General features: G+C 63.7%; 16 protein-coding genes. 9 read left to right on the forward strand and 7 right to left on the reverse strand.

The window, feature by feature from the left end; genetic code table 11:
- Nucleotides 1-154: 154 nt before the first annotated feature.
- Nucleotides 155-2,662 carry an EAL domain-containing protein gene (locus ABE957_RS00850; RefSeq protein WP_349756745.1) on the forward strand — a complete coding sequence of 836 codons (2,508 nt, stop codon included), beginning with the start codon at nt 155-157 and terminating at the stop codon, nt 2,660-2,662.
- A gap of 92 nt (nt 2,663-2,754) precedes the next feature.
- On the opposite strand, the gene ABE957_RS00855 is transcribed toward ABE957_RS00850, so the two are convergent.
- Entirely contained in the window at nt 2,755-4,758 is a 2,004-nt protein-coding gene (locus ABE957_RS00855; RefSeq protein WP_349756746.1) for a sensor domain-containing diguanylate cyclase, read from the reverse strand.
- A 226-nt stretch (nt 4,759-4,984) separates the two neighbouring features.
- Here ABE957_RS00855 and ABE957_RS00860 point away from each other — a divergent pair, with 226 nt between their 5' ends.
- Nucleotides 4,985-6,850, forward strand: a complete 1,866-nt coding sequence (locus ABE957_RS00860; protein WP_349756747.1) for a methyl-accepting chemotaxis protein — start codon at nt 4,985-4,987, stop codon at nt 6,848-6,850.
- A gap of 255 nt (nt 6,851-7,105) precedes the next feature.
- On the opposite strand, the gene ABE957_RS00865 is transcribed toward ABE957_RS00860, so the two are convergent.
- The 6 genes from ABE957_RS00865 to ABE957_RS00890 all read right to left on the reverse strand — a co-directional run bounded on the left by ABE957_RS00865 (nt 7,106) and on the right by ABE957_RS00890 (nt 12,635).
- Nucleotides 7,106-7,369 (reverse strand): DUF4282 domain-containing protein, encoded by a 264-nt coding sequence (locus ABE957_RS00865; protein WP_349756748.1) that lies wholly within the window; start codon nt 7,367-7,369, stop codon nt 7,106-7,108.
- 113 nt (nt 7,370-7,482) lie between these two features.
- Nucleotides 7,483-8,076, reverse strand: coding sequence for a YMGG-like glycine zipper-containing protein (locus tag ABE957_RS00870; protein WP_349756749.1), 594 nt, complete (start codon nt 8,074-8,076; stop codon nt 7,483-7,485).
- A 48-nt stretch (nt 8,077-8,124) separates the two neighbouring features.
- Nucleotides 8,125-9,354: a hypothetical protein gene (locus ABE957_RS00875; protein ID WP_349756750.1), complete on the reverse strand. Its 1,230-nt coding sequence runs from the start codon at nt 9,352-9,354 to the stop codon at nt 8,125-8,127.
- A complete protein-coding gene (locus ABE957_RS00880) occupies nt 9,351-10,778 on the reverse strand; it encodes a hypothetical protein (protein ID WP_349756751.1) in 1,428 nt (475 codons plus the stop codon). The genes ABE957_RS00875 and ABE957_RS00880 overlap by 4 nt, the downstream gene beginning before the upstream one ends.
- Nucleotides 10,779-10,816: 38 nt before the next feature.
- Complete coding sequence (locus ABE957_RS00885; RefSeq protein WP_349756752.1) at nt 10,817-11,746, reverse strand: OmpA family protein; 930 nt, start codon at nt 11,744-11,746, stop codon at nt 10,817-10,819.
- Nucleotides 11,747-12,266: 520 nt separating this feature from the next.
- A complete protein-coding gene (locus ABE957_RS00890) occupies nt 12,267-12,635 on the reverse strand; it encodes a hypothetical protein (RefSeq protein WP_349756754.1) in 369 nt (122 codons plus the stop codon).
- Nucleotides 12,636-12,839: 204 nt separating this feature from the next.
- Here ABE957_RS00890 and fliD point away from each other — a divergent pair, with 204 nt between their 5' ends.
- The 7 genes from fliD to ABE957_RS00925 all read left to right on the forward strand — a co-directional run bounded on the left by fliD (nt 12,840) and on the right by ABE957_RS00925 (nt 20,787).
- Nucleotides 12,840-14,246 carry a flagellar filament capping protein FliD gene (gene fliD / locus ABE957_RS00895; RefSeq protein WP_349756755.1) on the forward strand — a complete coding sequence of 469 codons (1,407 nt, stop codon included), beginning with the start codon at nt 12,840-12,842 and terminating at the stop codon, nt 14,244-14,246.
- Nucleotides 14,247-14,516: 270 nt separating this feature from the next.
- A complete protein-coding gene (locus ABE957_RS00900) occupies nt 14,517-16,091 on the forward strand; it encodes a flagellin N-terminal helical domain-containing protein (protein ID WP_349756756.1) in 1,575 nt (524 codons plus the stop codon).
- 88 nt (nt 16,092-16,179) lie between these two features.
- Complete coding sequence (locus ABE957_RS00905; RefSeq protein ID WP_349756757.1) at nt 16,180-16,374, forward strand: hypothetical protein; 195 nt, start codon at nt 16,180-16,182, stop codon at nt 16,372-16,374.
- Between the two features lie 208 nt (nt 16,375-16,582).
- Nucleotides 16,583-17,548 (forward strand): ABC transporter substrate-binding protein, encoded by a 966-nt coding sequence (locus ABE957_RS00910; protein WP_349756758.1) that lies wholly within the window; start codon nt 16,583-16,585, stop codon nt 17,546-17,548.
- Nucleotides 17,545-19,479 carry a PhnD/SsuA/transferrin family substrate-binding protein gene (locus ABE957_RS00915; protein ID WP_349756759.1) on the forward strand — a complete coding sequence of 645 codons (1,935 nt, stop codon included), beginning with the start codon at nt 17,545-17,547 and terminating at the stop codon, nt 19,477-19,479. The genes ABE957_RS00910 and ABE957_RS00915 overlap by 4 nt, the downstream gene beginning before the upstream one ends.
- Nucleotides 19,480-19,608: 129 nt before the next feature.
- Entirely contained in the window at nt 19,609-19,992 is a 384-nt protein-coding gene (locus ABE957_RS00920) for a hypothetical protein (RefSeq protein ID WP_349756760.1), read from the forward strand.
- A 117-nt stretch (nt 19,993-20,109) separates the two neighbouring features.
- Nucleotides 20,110-20,787, forward strand: a complete 678-nt coding sequence (locus tag ABE957_RS00925) for a transglycosylase SLT domain-containing protein (RefSeq protein ID WP_349756761.1) — start codon at nt 20,110-20,112, stop codon at nt 20,785-20,787.
- Nucleotides 20,788-20,789 lie beyond the last annotated feature (2 nt).

The raw sequence follows: 20,789 nt of genomic DNA on the forward strand, positions 1-20,789 counted from the left end.
CGGCGGGGTGGGGGTCGCGACTTCATTGATCTGCATCAAGAAACCGGCACGGCGCCTGGTTCCCTCTTCCGGCCAGCTGGCCTAAAGTACATCGCATTTTATTGATATGGATCAACTGGCCCCTGGGCATAGCGCCTCCTCAAAGCGAGACACCATGACGCAAGAGTTTCCGGTAGAGCGCATCATGCAGACGGGTCTGCTGACCTGCACGCCGGATACACCGCTGCGCGAGGCCGCGGCCCGCATGGCCGAGCGGCGCTTCAGTGCGATGCTGGTGGTGCAGGACGATCAGGCGGTCGGCATCTGGACCGAGCACGACAGCCTGCTCGTCGACTTCGCACGCCCCGAGGCCCTGAAGCTGCCGATCGAGCGGGTGATGAGCCATCCGGTAGCCAGTGTCCACCAGGCTACTCCGGTCGGGGCGGCGGCCCTGCGCTTCGGTGCCGAGCGCTGCCGCCACCTGCTGGTGGTGGACGATGCCGGCAACCCGAAAGGCATCCTCTCCCAGACCGACATGGCCCTGAACCAGGGCATCGAACCCTATCTGCGCCTGCGTGAGGTGGGCGATGCGATGCGCCCTCGTCCCCTGCTGCTGGGAGGCGCGCTGTCGCTGAACGACGCCGCGCAGCAGATGCACCGGGCCGGCTGTGATGCCGCCGTGGTGACATGTGACGGCGAAGAGCTCGGCATCCTCACCGAGCGCGACCTGGTTCGGTTCGTGGCCCGCCATCCCGGTGATACCGCGGTCGGCGAGCTGGCCAGCCGGCCGCTGCTCACGGTCGGGGTCGAGGAGGCGCTGATCCATGCCCGGGACCTCTTGATCGACCGGCGCGTGCGTCACCTGGGCGTTCTCGACGACGAGGGCGGCGTCGTCGGCCTGCTGGAGTTCCAGGACCTGCTGGCCGGCGCCGAGCACTTCTACCTGGAGGATCTGCGCGAGGCGCTGGAGCAGCGCGACCAGGCCCTGGCCCAGTCACGCCGCAACCTGCAGCTGGCGGAGCGGGTCATCGACTCCTCCCTGGAGGGCATCATCATCACCGATGCCGAGACCCGCATCGAGTTCGTCAATCCGGCCTTCACGCACCTGACGGGCTACAGCCTGGAGGAGGCGGCGGGGCGCACGCCGGCGCTGCTATCCTCGGGGCGCCACGGCGCCGATTTCTACCAGCACATGTGGCAGACCCTGCAGGAGCACGGCTACTGGCGCGGCGAGGTCTGGAATCGGCGCAAGAACGGCCAGCTCTTCCTGGAGCTGCTGACCATCACCGCCATCCGCGACGACGCGGGCGAGATCCGCAACTATGCGGCGCTGTTCAGCGACATCACCCATATCCGCGAGAACGAGGAGCAGGTTCGCCGCCTGGCCTATTACGATCCCCTGACCCGGCTGCCCAATCGACGCCTGCTGGAGGATCGCCTGGAGCTGGCGATACGCCACGCCCATCGTCACCAGCAGCGCCTGGCCGTGGTCTTCCTCGATCTGGATCACTTCAAGCAGGTCAACGACGCCCTGGGCCATACGATGGGCGACGAGCTGCTGCTCAAGGTCTCCCAGCGACTGCGCGCCCAGCTTCGCGAGGACGATACCCTGGCCCGCCAGGGCGGCGACGAGTTCATCGCGCTGCTCAACGAGGTGGCCGAGGTCGACGAGGTCACCCGGGTGGCGCGCCGCCTCATCGAGTCGGTGAGTGCACCCTTCGAGGTGGGCGGGCAGGTGTTCCGGGTCGGCTGCAGCCTGGGCATCAGCCTCTATCCGGATGACGGGGTCGAGGTCGAGACCCTGGTGCGCCAGGCCGATGCCGCCATGTATCGCGCCAAGAAGGAAGGCCGCAACACCTACCGGCTGTTTCGCGCCGAGATGCACCGGCAGGATCACGGTCTGCTGAAGATGGAGACCGCGCTGCGCAATACCGCCGAGACCGGCGCGGGGCTGGGCGTGCACTATCAGCCGCTCTTCGACCGTGACAGCGGCGAGGTGCATGGCGCCGAGGCGCTGCTGCGCTGGCATCATCCGACCTTCGGCCACGTCTCCCCCGGCGACTTCATTCCCCTGGCCGAGCGCTCGGGGCTGATCCTGCCGCTGGGCGAGCGGCTGATGCACCTGGTGGCCGCCCAGATGCGCGACTGGCTGGCCGCCGGCCTCGCGCCGCCCCGCGTCGCCGTCAACCTGTCGGCGCGCCAGTTCTGGCAGAGCGACCTGGTGGCCCAGGTGCGCGCGCTCTACGCGGCCTATGAGCTGCCGCCGGGCCAGATCGGCTTCGAGCTCACCGAGAGCATCCTGCTCGACAAGCAGCAGCAGGCGATCCATACCCTGCAGGCGCTGCGCGAACTGGGCTGTCGCATCGCCATCGACGACTTCGGCACCGGCTACTCCTCGCTGAGCTACCTGCAGGACCTGCCGGTGACCACCCTCAAGATCGATCGCAGCTTTATCCAGCAGCTCGGCGAGAGCCGAGGCAGCTCGGCCATCGTCGCCGCGGTGACGGGCCTTGCCAAGGAGCTCGGCCTGCGGGTCGTGGCCGAGGGCGTGGAGACCGAGGACCAGCTGCAGGCGCTCTCCCGCTACCACGTCAACCTGATCCAGGGGTTTCTCACCGGCCGTCCGGCGGACGCCGCGACCTTCGCCGAGCGCTACCTCATCCGCGACGGCGCCCCGGCCTGAGTCGCTCTCGAGGCGTTAAGCGAGCGCCAGGTGCCGCAGCCCGAGGTCCATCATCCGGCGTGGCGTGATCTCACGGCCGTGACAGTGCGGGATCATGCGCTGATCACGGCATTGCGACCCTGTGACTTGGCGCGGTAGCTCGCGGCGTCGGCGCGACGCAGCGCGTCCTCCACGGCCTGGTCGCCGTGCTGGAAGGTGCTCACGCCGATGCTGACGGTGACCCGCCAGGTCCTGCCGTGCTGTTCGAGGCCGTTGGCCTCGATCCGCGCCCGCAGCGCCTCGGCGATGCGCATGGCCCGGGGCCACTCGCAGCCGGGCAGCAGCATGGCGAACTCGTCGCCACCCTGGCGGGCGGCGTGGTCGCTGCTGCGCGTCACGGCCCCCATGGCGTCGGCCACCTGGCGCAGCATGCTGTCGCCCAGGGCATGGCCGCCCTCGTCGTTGATGGGCTTGAAGTGGTCCAGGTCGAACAGCATCAGCGCCGAGGGGGTGTCGGCCTTCTCCCAGGCGGCGAAGGCCTCCTCCAGGCGGCGCTCGAAGCCGCGGCGGTTGAGCAGGCCGGTCAGCGGGTCGTGCTCCGCCTCCCAGCGGCGCAGCGCGTCCTCGTGCTGGCGCTGGGTGATGTCGCGCACGGCCCCCACCAGGCCGATGAATTCGCCATCCACGTGGATCGCGTTGGTATGCACGTCGAGCCACAGCGTCTCGCCGTGCTCGTCGATATAGCGGAACTGGCGCACGACGTCCTGATGCTCGAGCAGGCTGGCCCGCCAGGCCTCGACCATCGGCGTGCGATCCTCGTCATGAATGCGCCGCGCCCAGGCCGCGAGGCGGATCGGTGGAGCGATGTTCAGCAGGGCCTTGAGCGCCTCGTTGACGAAGGTCAGCCGGCCGCGGGTGTCGGTCACGAACATGCCCTGGGGCGAGGCGTCGAGGATTCCCCGCAGGAAGGCCTCGCGCTGCTCGAGGTCTCCCAGGCTCTGCAGCCGCTGCTGTTCCAGCTCGTTGAAGACATCGACCACGCGGCGCAGCTCCGTCATCCGGGTGGGAATCACCAGCTCGCGTCGGCGACCGAGACTCAGCTCCTTGATCTGCTGCGCCAATCGCGTCAGCGGTCGCAGGGTCAGCCAGATCAGCGCGCCCATCAGCGGCAGCAGCAGGCCCAGGGCCCACCAGGCCCGCTGCGTGATGCGCTGCATCACGCTGGCCAGCGGCGCATAGGCCTGCTCCATGGGCAGGTAGATACCCACCACCCAGTCGGCGGGCCAGATCTGACGATAGGCCTTGAGGGCCTCGCGCTCCTGGCCGGTCTCCCCGAGGGTCTCGCCCTCCCAGCCCAGCAGGGCGAGGTCGAGCCCGGGGTCGTTCAGCGCGTCGACAGAGCCCGGCAGGTCATCGCGCTGGCCGGGATGATAGAGCAGACGGCCCGAGGCCGTGGCCACCACCACGTGGCCGTCGTCCCCCAGCCGCAGGCGCTTGAAGTCCTCGAACAGCTCGCTGCGCTCGATCTCCACCAGCCCGCCGAGGAAACCGGCGTAGCGGCCCTGGGCGTCCCGGCGGGGCACCAGCATCATCACCATCGGCTTGCCGGAGACGATGCCGATGAAGGGGTCGCTGACGTGGGGTCGCTGCACATGGCGCATGAAGCGGGCGTAGGCCCGATGACTGATGTCGAGGCCGTTGCGGCCCGCGATCGTCGGCCAGTTGTCGACGACGACGTTCTCGGCATCGACCAGCGCCAGGCCTTCGAAGAGGGTCAGCATCTCGTCGTGGCCGCCCTCGGCCAGAGCGCCGGAGGTGGCGCGAGGAAACTGCTTGGCCAGGCGCTCCAGCGCCTCCAGGCGCTGCTCGATCTTCTGCGTGATGGCATTGCGGACGAGCTCCGCCTCGTAGCGCAGGTGCACCCGGTTGGACTCCTCGACCAGCAGGCTGCCGGACTGCCAGCCGAAGGCCAGCAGCATCACGCACAGCAGGCCCCACACCGCCGCGACGCCCAGCAGCAGGCGTCCGCGCAGGGAAAGCAGATGTCGCCGCAGGGCGGCTGTCAGGGGCTCGACGATCGTCAGGTTGGCTACCACTCGGGTTGCTGTCGTCTTCACGACCGAGACGACACCGTTCGGGTATATATAAGCATGTTGCCAGCCCGAAGCGCGGGCTCCAATCCCCCAGCCCTCTATTTATTAGGTATCTCTTTTGTTTTTCGCGGCGGCGTCGAGTTTGTTGATCTCGCTCAAGTCTTGGCGACACAGGCCGATAGGTCGGATCGCCGGCACCTGGCACCCGGGGTCGGCCAATAAAAAAACTCCCCTACCCATGAGAGTGTCCATGCTGAGTTCCCTGAGACTGCGAATCCTCGTCGCCACCCTGGTGGTGATCGCCGTGGCGCTGATCGCCAACGGCGCGGCGAGCTACTCCACCGTCCAATCCCATAACGATCGACAGATCGCCCAGCAGCTCGATGCCGTGGCCGACGGCAACGCCCTGGCCATCGAGGAGTGGATCGGCGCCCGTGCCAGCATGGTCGAAGCGGCCCGTAAACCGGTCACCGGCGAGGCCTCGACACAGGCGCTGATCCAGCTGGCCGAGTCCGGCGGCTTCCTGTCGGCCTACTTCGGCCGCCCCGATGGCAGCCTGACGTCCTCCGACGGCTGGGTCCCGCCCGAGGACTACGACCCGCGCCAGCGCGGCTGGTACCTCGCCGCCACCGAGCGCGATGAGACCATCGTCTCGCTGCCCTACGTCGACGCCAACACCGGCGGCATGGTGGTCACCGTGGCCACCCCGGTCGAGCGTGATGGCCGGCTGGTGGGGGTGATCGGCGGCGACGTGGTGATCGATAAGCTGATCGAGCAGGTCGCCGCGATCCGCCCCACGCCCGCGAGCTTCGCCTTCCTGAGCAGCCAGGGCGAGACCCTGATCGCCCATCCCGATGGCGACCTGACCCTCGAGCCGTTGACCCGGATGAGCGCGGCGATGACGCCCGGCTTCATCGCCACGCTGGGCGGGGCCGAGGAGGCCTGGCAGCCGGTGGTCGTCGACGGGGCCGACAAGCGCCTTGCCGTAACCCCCATCGCCGGCAGCAACTGGGAGCTGGGCGTGGTCCTCGACGAGCACGAGGCCACCGCCGGGCTGCGCGGGGTGATGAGCGCCTCCGCCACCACCCTGGTGGTGGTCGGCCTGCTGGCGGCGCTGCTGCTGGGCGCCCTGCTCAAGGTGGTCTTCCGCCGGCTGTTGGCGGCGCGCGATGCCATGGAGAGCGTGGCCAGCGGCAGCGGTGACCTGACCCGGCGCCTGCCCGAGGAGGGCAACGATGAGGTGGCGCAGATCGCCAACGCCTTCAACCGCTTCGTCTCGCGCATGGAGACGGTGATGCTGACCATCCGCGACAGCAGCGAATCGGTGCACGTGGCGGCCACCGAGATCGCCCAGGGCGGCCAGGACCTGTCGCGGCGCACCGAGAACGCCGCCTCCAGCCTGCAGCAGACCTCCGCCTCCATGGAGGAGATCACCAGCACCGTGGAGCATACCGCCGAGTCCTCCCGCCAGGCCAACGGTCTGGCCGAGTCGGCCGCCGACACGGCCAAGCGCGGCGGCGAGGCCGTCGATCAGGTGGTGACCACCATGCAGGGCATCACCGACTCCTCCCGGGAGATCAGCGAGATCGTCGGCGTGATGGACGGCATCGCTTTCCAGACCAACCTGCTGGCGCTCAATGCCTCGGTAGAGGCCGCTCGGGCCGGCGAGCAGGGCCGCGGCTTCGCGGTGGTCGCCGGCGAGGTGCGCCAGCTGGCCAGCCGCTCGGCCGACGCCGCCAAGCAGATCAAGGCGCTGATCGATACCTCCGCGGAGCGCACCGAGCAGGGCGCCAGCCAGGTGCGCCAGGCCGGTGAGACCATGGCCGAACTCGTGGCGAGCGTGACTCGTGTCGCCGACGTGCTTGGCGAGATCACCGCCGCCACCGGCGAGCAGAGCGATGGCATCGGCCAGGTCAACGTGGCGGTCAGCGAGCTCGACCGCATGACCCAGCAGAACGCCGCCCTGGTGGAGGAATCCACCACCGCCGCGGAGCAGTTGAAGGAGCAGGCCAACCGTCTCGCCCAGACGGTGGGCGGCTTCACGCTGACGCAGCGCTATACGGCGGGCATGGGCGGCTCGGCCGCCCAAGCTGAGAAAGAGGCCGAGCGGGCCTGAGGTCATTCGTCGATATTCTTCGGGGCCAGGGAAGGCCTCGGGCAGAGGATTGAAACGGCCTCAATGATCAACGGCAACAGTGATACTCGGCGAGGAGCGCTGGAGATTGCGGTGTACTTTGCCTTGCCGAGAGTTAAAAAACTACATCGCCGTCTCATAGGACGGCTTGGATAACCGTAATTAATCCCGGGATCACTGTGAGGTTTGAGAATCCCGGGTTTTTTAGGTGGAGAGTTTCTTTATTTGTTTCAAGTGTTACTGATGGGGGCGTTCCGCGATGACTTTCAGGTTATCGTGAATCTTGAACAGCACGATAAGAAGTTCACACCAGATGCGTGCACTCAGAATGCCGCCCGCAATAGTGACCAGCCCGATGAAGATAGTGCCTGCCGAAGGGCCGCGGTAACCGGAAAACATCAGGCCAATTCCGCCAACCACGGCTCCGAAGCACAGGAGCCAATAGATAATCGTGATGATCTTGGGAGTGACCATGGTGTTGAAGGTCAAAAGCTTCTTCATGTGATAAAGCATCCTTGCGTTACAGGTATCAGTAATGTCTGAAAAGCAGCCCTCCGATACTTCTCAATGAGGTGGAAAAGACGGAGGGCACTATCTTATCTGGTGGCGTGAAACTATGCGGCCATCATATTCAGAGGCATGTAATCGCCTTTGGCTGTACGGCACCAGATAGCGCCGTCGGCAACGTCGCGATCCTCAACGGAGAGAGAGGTACGGGTGGCACGGCATTGGGTGCCCGTGGAGAGGCTGGCCATCTGAGCTTTCTCCTGGGCCGTCAAGTCATCGCCGCGTGCCGCAGCGAGCGTCTGGCTTGCCCGGCCATCGTCCACCGAAACGGGCTGCCCGAAGTGAATCTCTCCAGCTACGTTCGAGCGTTGATCGCTGGCCCACTCTATGCTCCCTGAGCGCCCCTCGTTGGCACGCAGTGCTTTCTTGGTCGAAAGCGCCAAGGATTGTTGCTCTTGCTGGTTGAGATAGTCGGCAAACTGGTTGCCGACATAGCCACCGATCGCGGCACCCAGAGCCATCGCGACAGTGCGGCCGCTCCCATCGCCGAGCTGGGAGCCCACAAGGGCGCCCGCCACTGCGCCGACTGATGTGCCTAAGGCGGCGCGTTGCTGGGGTGACAAGGCCTGGCAGCCACTCAGGAAGAGAGCAGATGCCAACAGGGCCGCGATAAGAAAAGTGGGGCGAAAGATCTTCTTCATCTTTTTTTTCCTGCGTTACGTGGTTATGGTTCTTTTGAGTTACCAATCTCAGGGCCGAGCCTTGGCCTCGAGTGGCAAGAGTGCTGGGTTATCGCTATCCGCCAGGCGATCATTACGGAACCCAAGATGACCGGAAAGCACGTCGCGGCTGCCTTCCAGGAAGATATTCTCGGGATCTTCGAACAGCAGCTTCGTCGCGAGCTTTCCCTCGAGCTGGCACTGGTCGTCCTGGCTGCATACCAGGCGCCCATTGTCGAAGTGCGCGCTACGGTTTCCGGTGCCAAGATCCAGATGGCTGTCGGTCAGGCGGCCGTCGGCATCGGACATCAGAAGCATGCGGCCTTTCAGCTCACGCTCCTCGACCTCGAGTGTCATGTCGTAGCTCGTGGCGGATGAGGGGCGGATGGGGCGAACAGCCAGCTCGCGAGAGAACGCCACCGGATAGCCGTTGGCCAGGTAGACGGCCTGTTGCATGAACTCGCCCAGCGCATCGGTCGCCGAGGGATTCTCCAGAGTGGCGCCGGTGCCAAAGCCATAGACCATGGCGCCCTGAAAATCGAGACGGGGTAAGTTTTCCAGGGCCTCGGTGGCCTGAGCTAGGCGCTCTTCGCCGGATGCGTCCAGGATCGACGGCAGTTCGGTCAGATCCGAGTTCTCGATCATGCTCGAGTAGATGATCACGCGAGTGGGCAGGTCGCTGACGAAGCGTGCGGAATCCGCCTGCAGGGCGCGCAATAGATAGCGCTTGTCCACACGCTCGGGAGATAACTGGCTGCGCGTGTCCGGGGCCCCAACATAGCCTTGAGCGATCAGGTCCTGCATCTTCACCTGGACTTCCTGCTGAAGGTCGGGCAGTTGATCAATCAGGTCGTTGGTCAACAAACTACCGATACCTGAGCTTTTAAAATGCTCCTGATATCGCTCTTCAATAACCGGATAGCAGATTCTCTGGCCATAGGACTTTGCCGTACCTTCAGCGCTATCCATGACGATCATTTCCAGCGGCTCGGCGGTCGTCATGGTCTGTTGAAGGACCTGGTTGAGTGCATTGAACCAGCCCTGATCGTTGCGTGAAAGCGACAGAGATTGCTTGTCGACATATACGAGCGTACGCCGCATCGGCTCTAGTCCAGCCGCCTCCGCCTGTTCGCAGATAGAGCCGGAACTGCTGCGAAACAGCCCCTGGGCCTGAGCATCGCTTACACCACCGAACATCGCGACACTGGTCAGCGCCATGGCGCCAAACAGGAGGTTCGTGTTCCCTGAGACCTTTCTCATGCGACCACCTCCTCGGACTTGCGATGCTTTGAGGCACGACGCTCGATGAGAGGGCCGAACTCCATCCGCTTCTTGAGGAACTCTCCCGGCATCTCCACCGGATAGGACTCGTACTCCAGCGACTTAAGCTCTCCTTTCTCCATATCGAGGAACGATACGGATAGGTTTTCCGCCTTAATCAGGCCGAGCAGGGCACGGCGGTAGGTCTTCAGATTCTCGTCGACCACTTCCTTGAGGCGGCCGAACAACATCTTTTCTTGTTCTTGTACCTGCTCGCTCATGTCCACCAGCAGGCGGCCCTGCTTCATGCGGGAGTTGAGGGTGTTCTCCACCTCCTCGATCTGCATGGTCAAGCGTTGCTCACGTTCACGAATCGCCTTTTCCATGCGACGCGACCAGGTTTCAAAAATCTTGCTGGCCTTCAGGTGACGTTCCCGTGCCTCTGCGAAGCCAGGGTCACTATCGTGGAACCAGTAGGCCACCATGGCTCCCAGCAGCCAGACGATCAGGTTGCCCATCAGGGTCATGGCAACCGCGGTATAGACCTCGCCGATGGAGCCCCGCGCGCCGAAGGGATTGTCACCGCCGAAGGCCGAAGCGCCGACCAGGTCATTGAAGGCCAGCTTGTAGCGCATGTAACCGACGAGGGTCATGGCTGCGATAAACAGCAAGGTGGTGAACCCCAACGCTGTATAGTTGCGGCTACGAATACCGGGGGGAGCCGCAAAACCGCAGCGGTGACTCCACTGCTTTGCCAGGGTCCCGTGTTCATGGGAGGCGGCAGCCACTGCCATGGCTACCACGATGACGATGCCGGCCGCGAGGTAAGGCTGGGCGAAGAGCGCATTCGCGGCTTCCCAGTTGATCAGCCATTCCACCATGCCGATCAGCGCCAAGGTAGGAAGATAGATGCCCAGTTTTACGATCTTGGCGTGACGGTTGCCGTGGCGTTCGTAAAGTTTCTCGTACTCATCCTCGGCGTTGGCGGCCTCCCTGCGAGCGGCCTTGAACTCACTCTTCGTCTCTTCCCACTCGGCCGTCAGGCTCTGCTTCAGGTTCACTCGCTGATCCTGCAGTGAGGCTTTCTCTTCCTTAAGGTTGGCAGTCTCTTCGAGCAGCTTGCTGTGCGGCGCGAGAATGTTAGTGAAGGCTGTCTTTACCTCTACCCAGCCGGCAGTCTGCCGGAGGAGGCGAGAAAAGATGAGCCCCTCCATCTCAGGAGTATGCCCATGCTCGGTAAGCACGATCTGTCCCTGGGCAGTGCGTGCTTCCTGAGCAGCCGTCTCCCTTAGCTCATTGCGAAAGGCAGCTTCATCGGGGAAAGACCAGCGAAAGGCCAGGCACTTCTCAGCCACTTTCCTGACTTCTGCGTCATCGATGGTGACGGCATCGTCACGATATTTATCTTTTTCCTTGCTCTGCATTTTAGCGACCCCCTGCATGACGATTTAAGGTTCGGAATTCAGAATCCACTTTGACGGCTGCCGATGGCCGGCTCGCGATAGACGATGGCCGGCAGGTCCAGTGTGCGTTCACGGCCACCGATAGTGATCTCTCGTGATGTCGGCTCGCCGGCGTCTACCTGTCGACTCTTGCGTTTTGTATCGGCCTGACGGGTCTCGCCGGAACTATCAGGCTGACGCGTTGCAGGAGCATGAACGGTAACGGAGCGCTCACGACCTACCGACGAGACTTTGCGTTCGCGTGATGGCGCTTCCGCCAGGCGTCGATGAGCTTCGTTTATCGGTACGCGGCTTACTGCTTCCAGCGTGATCTCTGAGTAGGCGCCCAGGAAGAACTCCACTCGACGATTCTTGGCCATGCCCAGACTCGTTCTGTTGGGTGCCACCGGCTGCAATTCACCCATGCCGATGTAATCGACCTGTTCAGGGCGGACTCCGAGTTCAATCAGCCGTTGAGTCACGTTTTTCGCGCGCTCCAGGCTCAACGCATCGTTGTAGGCTTCGCTGCCCCGTGCGTCGGTATGTCCAACCACCACCAAATGAGTATCGGGAAGGTCGCCCCTCATCACGCCGGCAAGGGTGCAAATCATGGGACGAGAGGTGGACAGCGGTGTGGCTTGATCGGTAGCAAAGAAGATTCGGTCGCTCCACGCCACACGAATGACCGGCAGGTCTCGGTCGGTGCTGAAGAGCTCCTTGGGCAGCAACAGCTGCTGATCCACGCTGGGAGGCGGCACGTCGCACTGCTCGGCCAGCCGGCGAATTCGCTGAATCCGATCGAGGTGTTCCTGTTCGATCAGTGCGCCGGGGCTCATCATGACGGCACCGGCGGAGGAGGGTGAGGACGAGACAGGTGGCGCCAGCATGGTGGTCTTACAACCAGCCAGCAGCCCGGCGCACAGTAGCGCCACGGTGGCAAACCGCTTCATCATGACTCCGTTTCTGGTTGGAGTAGGCAGGAGTGATTGGCGCCCCCTGAACAGGGGGCGGCATTGTGATGTGGCCTGAACGGCAGGTAGGCGTGCGCAACGACGAGCGTCGCCACGGCGGACATGTGGTAAGTCATGTGCAGTTCCCTTGCGCTCTGTTGCGAAGCCCATCAGGGCGGACTGCCAGGCGGCATTTTTGCTCGTCTCATGGCAGCTTCGCGATGACGCTGTTCAAGCGCCTAATATTAATATATTACTAATCAATGATTAAGTAAAGTATTTAAATGGCTCTGACGATACAAGACAATGCTGGAATGGATGGGCTCACCATGCAGCCAAAATATGAAGGCTTGGTGATGGCTTCATATTGGGTAACGTTGTGCGGACTATAAGCCTCTGTCAGAAGCTCTCTCGGCATTTCCGCCGGGGTCTTTACTAGACCTTCGTCGCAATTTTGTCACGATTTCTCGTGCCACATGAGAATTCGGCGTATTGCTCATGGCGCCAGGCGCAACGACCATCAAGTGGCCAGGGCCAGCGTCTGGGCACGGCGGTAGAGGGTGCGTGCACTCTCGATGGCGACGGCCTCGTGAGCGTCCAGCGTCAGCTTCGCCCCCTGGCGCGATGCGCCATCTTGGACGGCCTCCTCCAGCTGGCGTGAGTAGCGCCGCATCAGATGCTCCAAGTTCATGCGGATCATCGAGATTTCCAGCTCGAACTCGACCTTCAGTTCTTGAAGCCTGGCCTTCTCGTCCGCATCGGCGCAGCGCGTGATCCGGCCTTGAAGCGTGCTGTCCACAAGGCGTTCGGTGGTCTTGAGCTTGGGGATAAGGTCGTAGACGACGTCTCGGGCATGAAGGGTGGCGGCGTGTGGGCTCGGTTCAGGCAAGGCGCTTCGACTCCAGGCGGCGTTGGGTAACTACAGGCAGGAATATCGCCCGCTATGCGGCAGGCTTGAGGGCCGTCAGGAAAAGTCGCGGTAGCTTGCCTATTGAATGCCCATCGGCACTGCGCCTTTCTTGTTAAAGTTTGCCTCGTCACGGTCGATATCCTGTGGCAGACATCTTATGGGCGCTCATGGAGGGGCTTTCACATGGCCAGCATCTCATCTCTCGGCATCGGTTCCGGCCTGGATCTCAACGGTCTGCTCGACCAGCTGCGCTCCGCCGAGCGTGAGAAGCTGGCGCCGTTGACGGTGCAGAGGAGTCAGGAGCAGTCAAAGATCTCCGCCTTCGGACGCCTGCAGTCTGGCTTGAACAAGTTCCAGGACGCGGTGGCGGCGCTCAACGACCCCTCGCTCTTCGAGGGGCTGTCCGCCAAGGTGCAGGGCGATGGCCTGAGCGCTATCACCAGCGCCGAGGCGAGCCCGGGACGTTACGAGGTCAGCGTCAATCGGACCGCGACGGCCGGTACGCTGGCGACCAAGTCTACCGACGCGACCTATTCGCCGGACGAGGCGCTGTTCACCGAGGCCACTACCCTCACCCTGGACTTCGGTGCCGCTTACAATGCCGATGGCACCCTCGACGATGCCCAAACACCAAGCGGCGACAGCGTGACGATGGAATTCGCCGCTGGTAGCAGCCTGGAAGAGGTGCGCGATGCCATCAATGCCGACGAGGAGGCCGGTGTGGACGCCTCTATCGTCAATGACGGCACCGGCTATCGCCTGGCGCTGAGCTCTCGACAGACAGGGAAAGAGGCGTCTCTCGTAGGCCTCTCCTTCGATAGCGGTCCGCTGAGCGAAGACGCCACGACCCTGCGCCCTGGCAACGATGCCGAGCTGGGCATCAACGGCATCACTATCACCAGCCCCACCAACACCGTAGAGGGCGCCATCCAGGGCGTCACCTTGGAGCTGGATCCCTCCTACGCCGGGGAGACGCTCAGCCTGGAAGTGTCGCGCGATACCGGCGGGCTCAAGAAGGCCGTGGGTAAGTTGGTGTCGTCCTACAACGAACTGCAGTCTACGATCGGTCGCATGACGGCCTACGGCGGCGATGACAGTGCCTCCGGGGAGCTGATCGGTGATCGCACTGTGCGCAACATTGAATCGGACCTGGTGCGCGACTTGACCGGCAGCGTGGCAGGCGGTGAGCTTTCGGTCATGTCGCAGTTCGGCGTATCGCTGAACGAGAAGGGGCGCCTGGAGCTGGACGAGGAGAAGCTCGGCGAGGTCGTCGCGGCGGATCCCGATCAGCTGGCCGACTTCTTCGCCGGGGCCGACGAGGAGGGCGGTCTAGCCGGGCGTGTAGACGCCACCCTGGGACGTTTCCTGGATGATGATGGGTTGATCGCCAGTGCGATAGAGGGATCGGAGAGCCAGGTGGAGAGTCTTGATCGCCGCTATGCGCGGATGGAACAGAGCGTGGAGAGCACCGTCGCGCGATACCGCGCCCAGTTCGGTCAACTTGATGCCATGATCGCCAACATGAACCAGACCAGCAGTTATCTTACCCAGCAGTTCGCCTCTCTGGACGCTCAGCTCGGCCGCGACTGATCCTCTTGCGGCCTTTTCATCCTCTTGAAGCGGTTCGTCTTGCGCCCCGGCTCTTGCGGTCGGGGCGCTGTCGTGATGGCCGGCTTGCCCCGGCGCGCGGCATGTCAAGCAAGCTGTACCAAAAAAATCGCATCGAATACTAAAGTTCGTCCGCGGACAGTCGTTATAGAGAGTAACGGCCAACGGCGCCGTTGTGGCAGGCCCGCTGGGCCTCGGTAACTCGCAGCGGGCCCGCCAATGGAGCCCCCCGAAAATAGGAAGGACATTACGATGGCAATGGGAATCAACACCAACATCACCGCGATGATCGGTCAGCAAAACCTGAACGAGTCGAAGAACGCCCTGACTACCAGCATGGAGCGCCTCTCCTCTGGCTCGCGTATCAACAGCGCCAAGGACGACGCCGCCGGTCAGGCCATCGCCAACCGCATGAGTAGCCAGATCACCGGTCTGGGTCAGGCACAGCGCAACGCCAACGACGGTATTTCCGTCGCGCAAACTGCTGAAGGTGCACTCAATCAGGTGAACGATAACCTGCAGCGCGTTCGTGAGCTGAGTGTTCAGGCACAGAACGGTACCAACTCTCAGGAAGATTTGAACTCCATCCAGGCGGAGATCGGTCAGCGTCTTAATGAGATTAACCGTATTTCTGAACAGACCGACTTCAACGGTACTAAAGTCCTGCAGCAAGACGGTGCTCTAAAAATTCAGGTGGGTGCCAACGACAACGAAACGATCAGCATTGATTTGCAAAAAATCGATGCCACATCACTTGGCCTGAATAACTTTACTGTGAGCGGTGATAAAGCGGCCGACTTGCAAACAATGGTCGACGAATTCGGTGCTGAAGGTACTTCCAACTACACTGTAGGTATCGTAGATGATACAGGTACATCAACTTCTACCGCTGGCAATGTTGAGGTTGACGTGGTCAGCGGCAAGGTGACAGACGGTACCAACCAGCTGTACGTGAGCCAGACCACCGGCAACATTACCAGCGATGCCGCTAACACCAGCGTCACTGATGGAGCTGCTGGTACATTGGCTCAAGATGTGGCAAATGCTTTCGGTGCTGCGTTTGAGACTTCTGCTCAAGGCGACAGCGCTACGGTAGGCGGTGTTTCCTGGACCCGTGATACGGCTGCAACAGCTACTCAAGGTAACGGTACTTACTCAGCGACGATTGAAGGCCAAGACGTTACAGTGACGCTGTCAGGTGCTGGCGCTGGCGGTGCTGGCGGCACCCTATCAATCGATGAAGGCTCTTTGTTCGCTGATGACAGCACCTTTGGTGGGGCTAATACTTACGATGCAGGCACCAACTTCACTACCTTCGGTACTAATGAAGTAGCCCGTGAAGTGGACGTAAAAGATGCCGGTGGTAGCTCCGTCGGTGCTTCTCTGACGCTGGATGGAAACAACTACTCTGTGGATGCCGGTGGTCAGGTAACATCTGATGCTGCTGTTACCGTTGAAGGTAATGACCTCGCCCTTAATGAAGTGGTTTACGTTAAAGATGCGGGCCAGGCAAGCCAAGCGTTGGTTGGGCAGTCCGATGCACAAGAAGCGTCGCGTAATCCGCTGGAAAAGCTGGATACTGCGCTGGGTACGGTTGACTCCCTGCGCTCCGACTTGGGTGCCATCCAGAACCGTTTCGAGTCTGCCATCACCAACCTGAGCACCAACGAAACCAACCTGTCTTCTGCTCGTTCGCGCATCGAAGATGCCGACTACGCGACCGAAGTGGCCAACATGACCAAGAACCAGATCCTGCAGCAGGCAGGTACCTCGGTTCTGGCTCAGGCCAACCAGCTCCCGCAGAGCGTGCTGTCTCTGCTGGGCTAAGGCTTGCGCTAGGGGAAGCAGCTTTCCCTATGGCAATGCCACCGAACCGGCCCCTTCATGGGGCCGGTTTTTTATTTCTGGAGGCGACATGACACCGGATGACCACCAGCAGGTGATCGATAAGCTTCAGGCGGTGATCGACGATACCCACCAGACCCTCGAGCGCTTCGACGCGACCGGCATGGCATCGGAGATGCCGGAGGACGTCGAGCAGCTTCACGCCATTCTCGATCGCGCCGTCAGGGACCAGAAGGCGCACACGCTGCGCATGCTCGAGCAGTGAGGCCGCACGAATGCTCAAGAATTCGGTCCGTCGGCCGTTCTATGACATGTAACTTCTCGCTCCTCCCCCCTTGCCGAGATGGCGATCCATCGGGAAGGCGAGATCACATATTGGTAATATTTTGCGGCGCGTTCGGTGACCCTCTGACCGACGCAGGCTCGAGTGGACAAGGCGGCTCAAAACTACGGCGCTCCGCGGATGACCTTCCATGCATCGACGTGACCTTTTGATCGCCATGGCCGCCTTGGCAGCGGCCCCGCTGGGTCTGGCGGGGTGCTCGCCCGGCGGGCCGCTGGCCATCGGCCTCCATCCCTGGCCGGGCTACGAGCCGCTCTACCTGGCGCGGGCCTTCGGCTGGCTGTCGGACGAGGTGGTGCTGCGCGAGGGCGGCAATGCCGGAGATTCCCTGGCCGGGCTGCGTCGCGGAGAGCTCGACGGGGCCGCCCTGACCCTGGACGAGGTGCTCGTGGCGCGTTCGGAAGGGATTCCGCTGACGGTGATCGCGGTCTGCGACGACTCGGTGGGCGCCGACATGGTGCTGGCCCGGCCGGGCATCGCGTCCCCAAGAGGGCTCGCCGGTCGGCGCATCGCCGTGGAGGGGACGGCCGTGGGTAACCTGGTGCTGTCGCAGTTCCTCGCCGCCGCCGGCTTGGCTCGCGACGACCTGGAGGTGGTCGATATGGCGCCCAACGAGCAGCTCGCGGCCTGGAAGACTGGAACCATCGAGGCGGCCATCACCTATGAGCCCACCGCCAGCCGGCTGCTGCGCGAGGGGGCGGTGCGCCTCTTTGATAGCAGCCAGTTCCCTGACGTCATCCTCGATGTGCTGGCGGTGCGGCGTGATCGCCTGCGCTGGCGAGGCGGTGCGGTAAGCGCGCTGGTGGCCGGCCACTTCCGCGGGCTCGATCACCTGCGGATCAGCCCCCAGGATGCCATGCGCCGCATCGGCGCATGGCGCGGGCTCGGCTTCGATGAGGTGCGCGCCTCCTACGCCGGGCTGGAGCTGCCGGGGCCTAGCGGCAACCTGGACTATTTCGGCCCGAAAGGTGATCTGGTGAGGGCCGCGCGGCTGCTCAACGAGGTCATGGTGGCCAACGGGCAGCTGATTGGGCCGGATGACCTGGAGGCACTCTCGACTCCGCGCTATCTGCCCGATAGGGGAGAGAGCTCATGAGCCTCTGTCGCCTGCTGCTGCTCGGTGTGCTGCTGCTGCCCGGCTCGATCCTGGCGGAGGGGACGCTGACGCTTGGCGTCTTCGCCTATCGCCCCGAGGCGGTAATGGAGGCGCGCTATCGCCCGCTGGCCGAGTACCTCGGCGCGCAGCTGCCGGATCACCGCGTCGAGCTCGAGGTGATGACGCTGGACGAGATCGAGGAGGCGATTTCCCATCGGCGCCTCGACCTGCTGATGACCAACCCCAGTCACTACATCGAGATCCGCAGCCACAACAGCCTGACCGGAGCGCTGGCGACCGTCATCAACGCCCAGCACGGCCAGCCCGTCAGCAGCCTGGGGGGTACAATGATCAAGATGGCGGGCAACGACGAGATTCAGCGCCTGGAGGATCTTGCGGGGCGGCGTATCGCCATGCCGGGTCGGCGCTTCCTGGGCGGCTACCAGACTCATGCCCTGGAGCTCATGGACGCCGGCATCGACCCACGGCGCGACATCGAGCCCGTGATCACCGGCAGTCATGATGCCGTGGTGGCGGCGGTGCTGGCGGGTGAGGCGGAGGTCGGCTTCATTCGCACGGGCATCCTCGAGCGGCTGGTCATCGAGGGGCGCCTGGCCTCTGGGCAGCTGGAGGTGATTCATCCGCAGCGGCTAGTGAGCTTTCCGTTCGCCGTCTCCACGCGTCTCTATCCCGAGTGGCCCTTCGTCGTCATGCCCCAGGTGCCGGCCGAGACGGTGCGGCGGATTGCCGTGGCATTGTTCACCCTCGAGCCCGAGCATCGTGCCGCCCGGACGGCGATGATCGCTGGCTTCGCCCCGCCCCAGGACTACCTGCCGGTGGAGAACCTGGCGCGTCGCCTGCGCCTGCCGCCCTTCGAGGCCGTGCCCGACTTCACCTGGCACGACATCTGGCAGCGCTACGCCGGCTTCCTGCTTGGCCTCGCGGCCGCCGGCTTGCTGGTCGTGGTGCTGCTGGTGATGCTGGCCCGACGCAACCGGCAGCTTCGCCAGCAGCAGGATCGCCTGAGCCTGCTCGCCGGGGTCTTCACCCACTCCCACGAGGGCGTGATGATCACCGCGCCCGGCGGTGAGCTGCTGGAGGTCAATGATGCCTTCAGCCAGATCACCGGCTACGCCCGTGACGAGGCGGTGGGGCGCAACGCCAGCCTGCTTGGTGCTGGCCGACATCCCTCGGCCTTCTATGCGGACTTCTGGCAGCACCTTCATCGCACCGGCCACTGGGACGGCGAGGTCTGGAATCGCCGCAAGAACGGCGAGGTCTATCCCCAGCGGCTGACCATCAGCGCCGTCACCGATGCCGCAGGGGCGGTGCAGCGTTACGTGGGCCTGCTCTCCGACATCACCCGCCTCAAGGAGCATCAGCGCGCTTTGACCCATGCCGCTCAGCACGATGCCCTCACCGGCCTGCCCAACCGCGCCCTGCTCGCCGATCGGCTGCGCGTGGCGATGGCCCAGGCCGACCGCAGTGGTCAGCGCCTCGCCGTGGTGTTCATCGACCTGGATGGCTTCAAGGCGGTCAATGACACCCACGGCCATGCCATCGGCGATTGTCTGTTGGTCGCGCTGGCCGAACGCATGCAGGACGAGCTGCGCGCCAGCGATACCCTGGCGCGCCTGGGTGGCGATGAGTTTGTCGCCGTGTTGATGAACCTGGCGAGCACGGAAGAGGCCGAGCAGGTGCTCCATCGATTGCTGGCGGCCACGGCGGCGCCCGTGGAGATCGAGGGGCGTTGCCTCGAGGTCTCCGCGAGCCTGGGGGTGGCCTACTACGACGCGGCTGAAGGCGGCGATGAGGACCAGCTGCTGCGCCACGCCGACCAGGCCATGTATCTGGCCAAGGAGGCCGGCAAGCAGTGCTTTCGTGTGCATGGGACGAGGGAGCAGCAGGAGGACCGGCTGACCACGGAGTAAGCATGTGTCGTTGATGCTACGCGGCTGCGACGGGAAGGCCGGATCGGAGGTAAAGAAAACGTGTTGCCCGCCGATGGTTCACTTGCCCGACGGAAGCGGGCATTCCACTCATCGCAACGGAAACCCATCATGTTCAGAAACGCACTTATTGCGCTCTCCCTGCTGCTCCTTGCCGGCTGTGCCTCCAGCGGCAACCAGTCCCTGAGAGATCAGGATGAGGCCACCGTCTCTCGCGTGATTACCGAGGGCGTCACGACTCAGACGCAGGTTCGGGACACCTTCGGCTCGCCGATGGAGACCAGCTTCACCGACGGCGGCATGGAGATCTGGGAGTACAGCCTCTCCGAAGTCTCGGCGGACGCCATCAACTTCGTGCCGGTGATCAACCTGTTCGGCTCCTCGGCCTCTGGTCAGAAGAAAGAGCTGACGATCCTCTTCAATGAGGAGGACGTGGTGCGGCGCTACTCTATGACGAGCTCCGACGTCAGCCACAAGACCGGGCTATTCCGCTAGGGTCGGGATGGTCACGAGCGGGGTCGCGGCGAGCGGCCCCGCGCTTTTTCGCGCACCGGGAGGATGCCCCGGTGGCGCTGCTATCATCGGACTGTTCTCCAAGGTATAGCGGACATCATGGCCCATCTTCGTCTTCTCGATTTCCTCTCCCAAGCTCGTGAGCGTCGTCTCTCGCTTCGCTTCCTGGCCGCGACCCTGCTGCTGGCACTGCCCGGCTGCGCCATGCTGGCGCTGGCGCCGCCCGACAACCAGTCGAACGTCTGCGAGATCTTCCGCGAGCAGCCCGACTGGTACGACTATGCTCGGGCCTCCGAGGAGAAGTGGGGTACGCCCATCGCTACCCAGATGGCCTTCATCCAGCGGGAATCCAGCTTCCGCAGCCACGTGAAGCCACCGCGCCAGACGCTGCTGGGCTTCATTCCCTGGACCCGGCCGTCTTCGGCCTACGGCTATGCCCAGGCCCAGGACCCGGTGTGGGGCGAATACGAGGCGGACGCCGGGCGGCTGTTCGCGCGGCGCACCCACATGAAGCACGCCACCGACTTCATCGGCTGGTACAACGCCCGCACCCGGCGCATGACCGGCGTCTCCCTGCATAATCCCCGCCACCTCTACCTGGCCTATCACGAGGGCCAGGGCGGCTATCGCCGCGGCTCCTGGCGCGGCAAGCCCGCCGTCCAGCGTGCGGCCGGCCAGGTCGAGCGCACCGCCACCCGCTATCGCAGTCAGCTGGCCGCCTGCGAGGCGGAGTTTCGCTGCGACGGGCTGCTCGAGGTCTGGCCCTTCTGTCGCTGATG

Origin of the sequence: Halomonas pelophila (genome assembly GCF_040196315.1) — a bacterium.
Lineage (GTDB): Bacteria > Pseudomonadota > Gammaproteobacteria > Pseudomonadales > Halomonadaceae > Halomonas > Halomonas pelophila.

Bases quoted from the DNA above. Each gene is read 5' to 3' on its own strand.
- ABE957_RS00850 (WP_349756745.1), top strand. From the start codon at position 155: ATGACGCAAGAGTTTCCGGTAGAGCGCATCATGCAGACGGGTCTGCTG.
- ABE957_RS00860 (WP_349756747.1), top strand. From the start codon at position 4,985: ATGCTGAGTTCCCTGAGACTGCGAATCCTCGTCGCCACCCTGGTGGTG.
- ABE957_RS00865 (WP_349756748.1), bottom strand. From the start codon at position 7,369: ATGAAGAAGCTTTTGACCTTCAACACCATGGTCACTCCCAAGATCATC.
- ABE957_RS00870 (WP_349756749.1), bottom strand. From the start codon at position 8,076: ATGAAGAAGATCTTTCGCCCCACTTTTCTTATCGCGGCCCTGTTGGCA.
- ABE957_RS00875 (WP_349756750.1), bottom strand. From the start codon at position 9,354: ATGAGAAAGGTCTCAGGGAACACGAACCTCCTGTTTGGCGCCATGGCG.
- ABE957_RS00880 (WP_349756751.1), bottom strand. From the start codon at position 10,778: ATGCAGAGCAAGGAAAAAGATAAATATCGTGACGATGCCGTCACCATC.
- ABE957_RS00885 (WP_349756752.1), bottom strand. From the start codon at position 11,746: ATGAAGCGGTTTGCCACCGTGGCGCTACTGTGCGCCGGGCTGCTGGCT.
- fliD (WP_349756755.1), top strand. From the start codon at position 12,840: ATGGCCAGCATCTCATCTCTCGGCATCGGTTCCGGCCTGGATCTCAAC.
- ABE957_RS00900 (WP_349756756.1), top strand. From the start codon at position 14,517: ATGGCAATGGGAATCAACACCAACATCACCGCGATGATCGGTCAGCAA.
- ABE957_RS00905 (WP_349756757.1), top strand. From the start codon at position 16,180: ATGACACCGGATGACCACCAGCAGGTGATCGATAAGCTTCAGGCGGTG.
- ABE957_RS00910 (WP_349756758.1), top strand. From the start codon at position 16,583: ATGCATCGACGTGACCTTTTGATCGCCATGGCCGCCTTGGCAGCGGCC.
- ABE957_RS00915 (WP_349756759.1), top strand. From the start codon at position 17,545: ATGAGCCTCTGTCGCCTGCTGCTGCTCGGTGTGCTGCTGCTGCCCGGC.
- ABE957_RS00920 (WP_349756760.1), top strand. From the start codon at position 19,609: ATGTTCAGAAACGCACTTATTGCGCTCTCCCTGCTGCTCCTTGCCGGC.
- ABE957_RS00925 (WP_349756761.1), top strand. From the start codon at position 20,110: ATGGCCCATCTTCGTCTTCTCGATTTCCTCTCCCAAGCTCGTGAGCGT.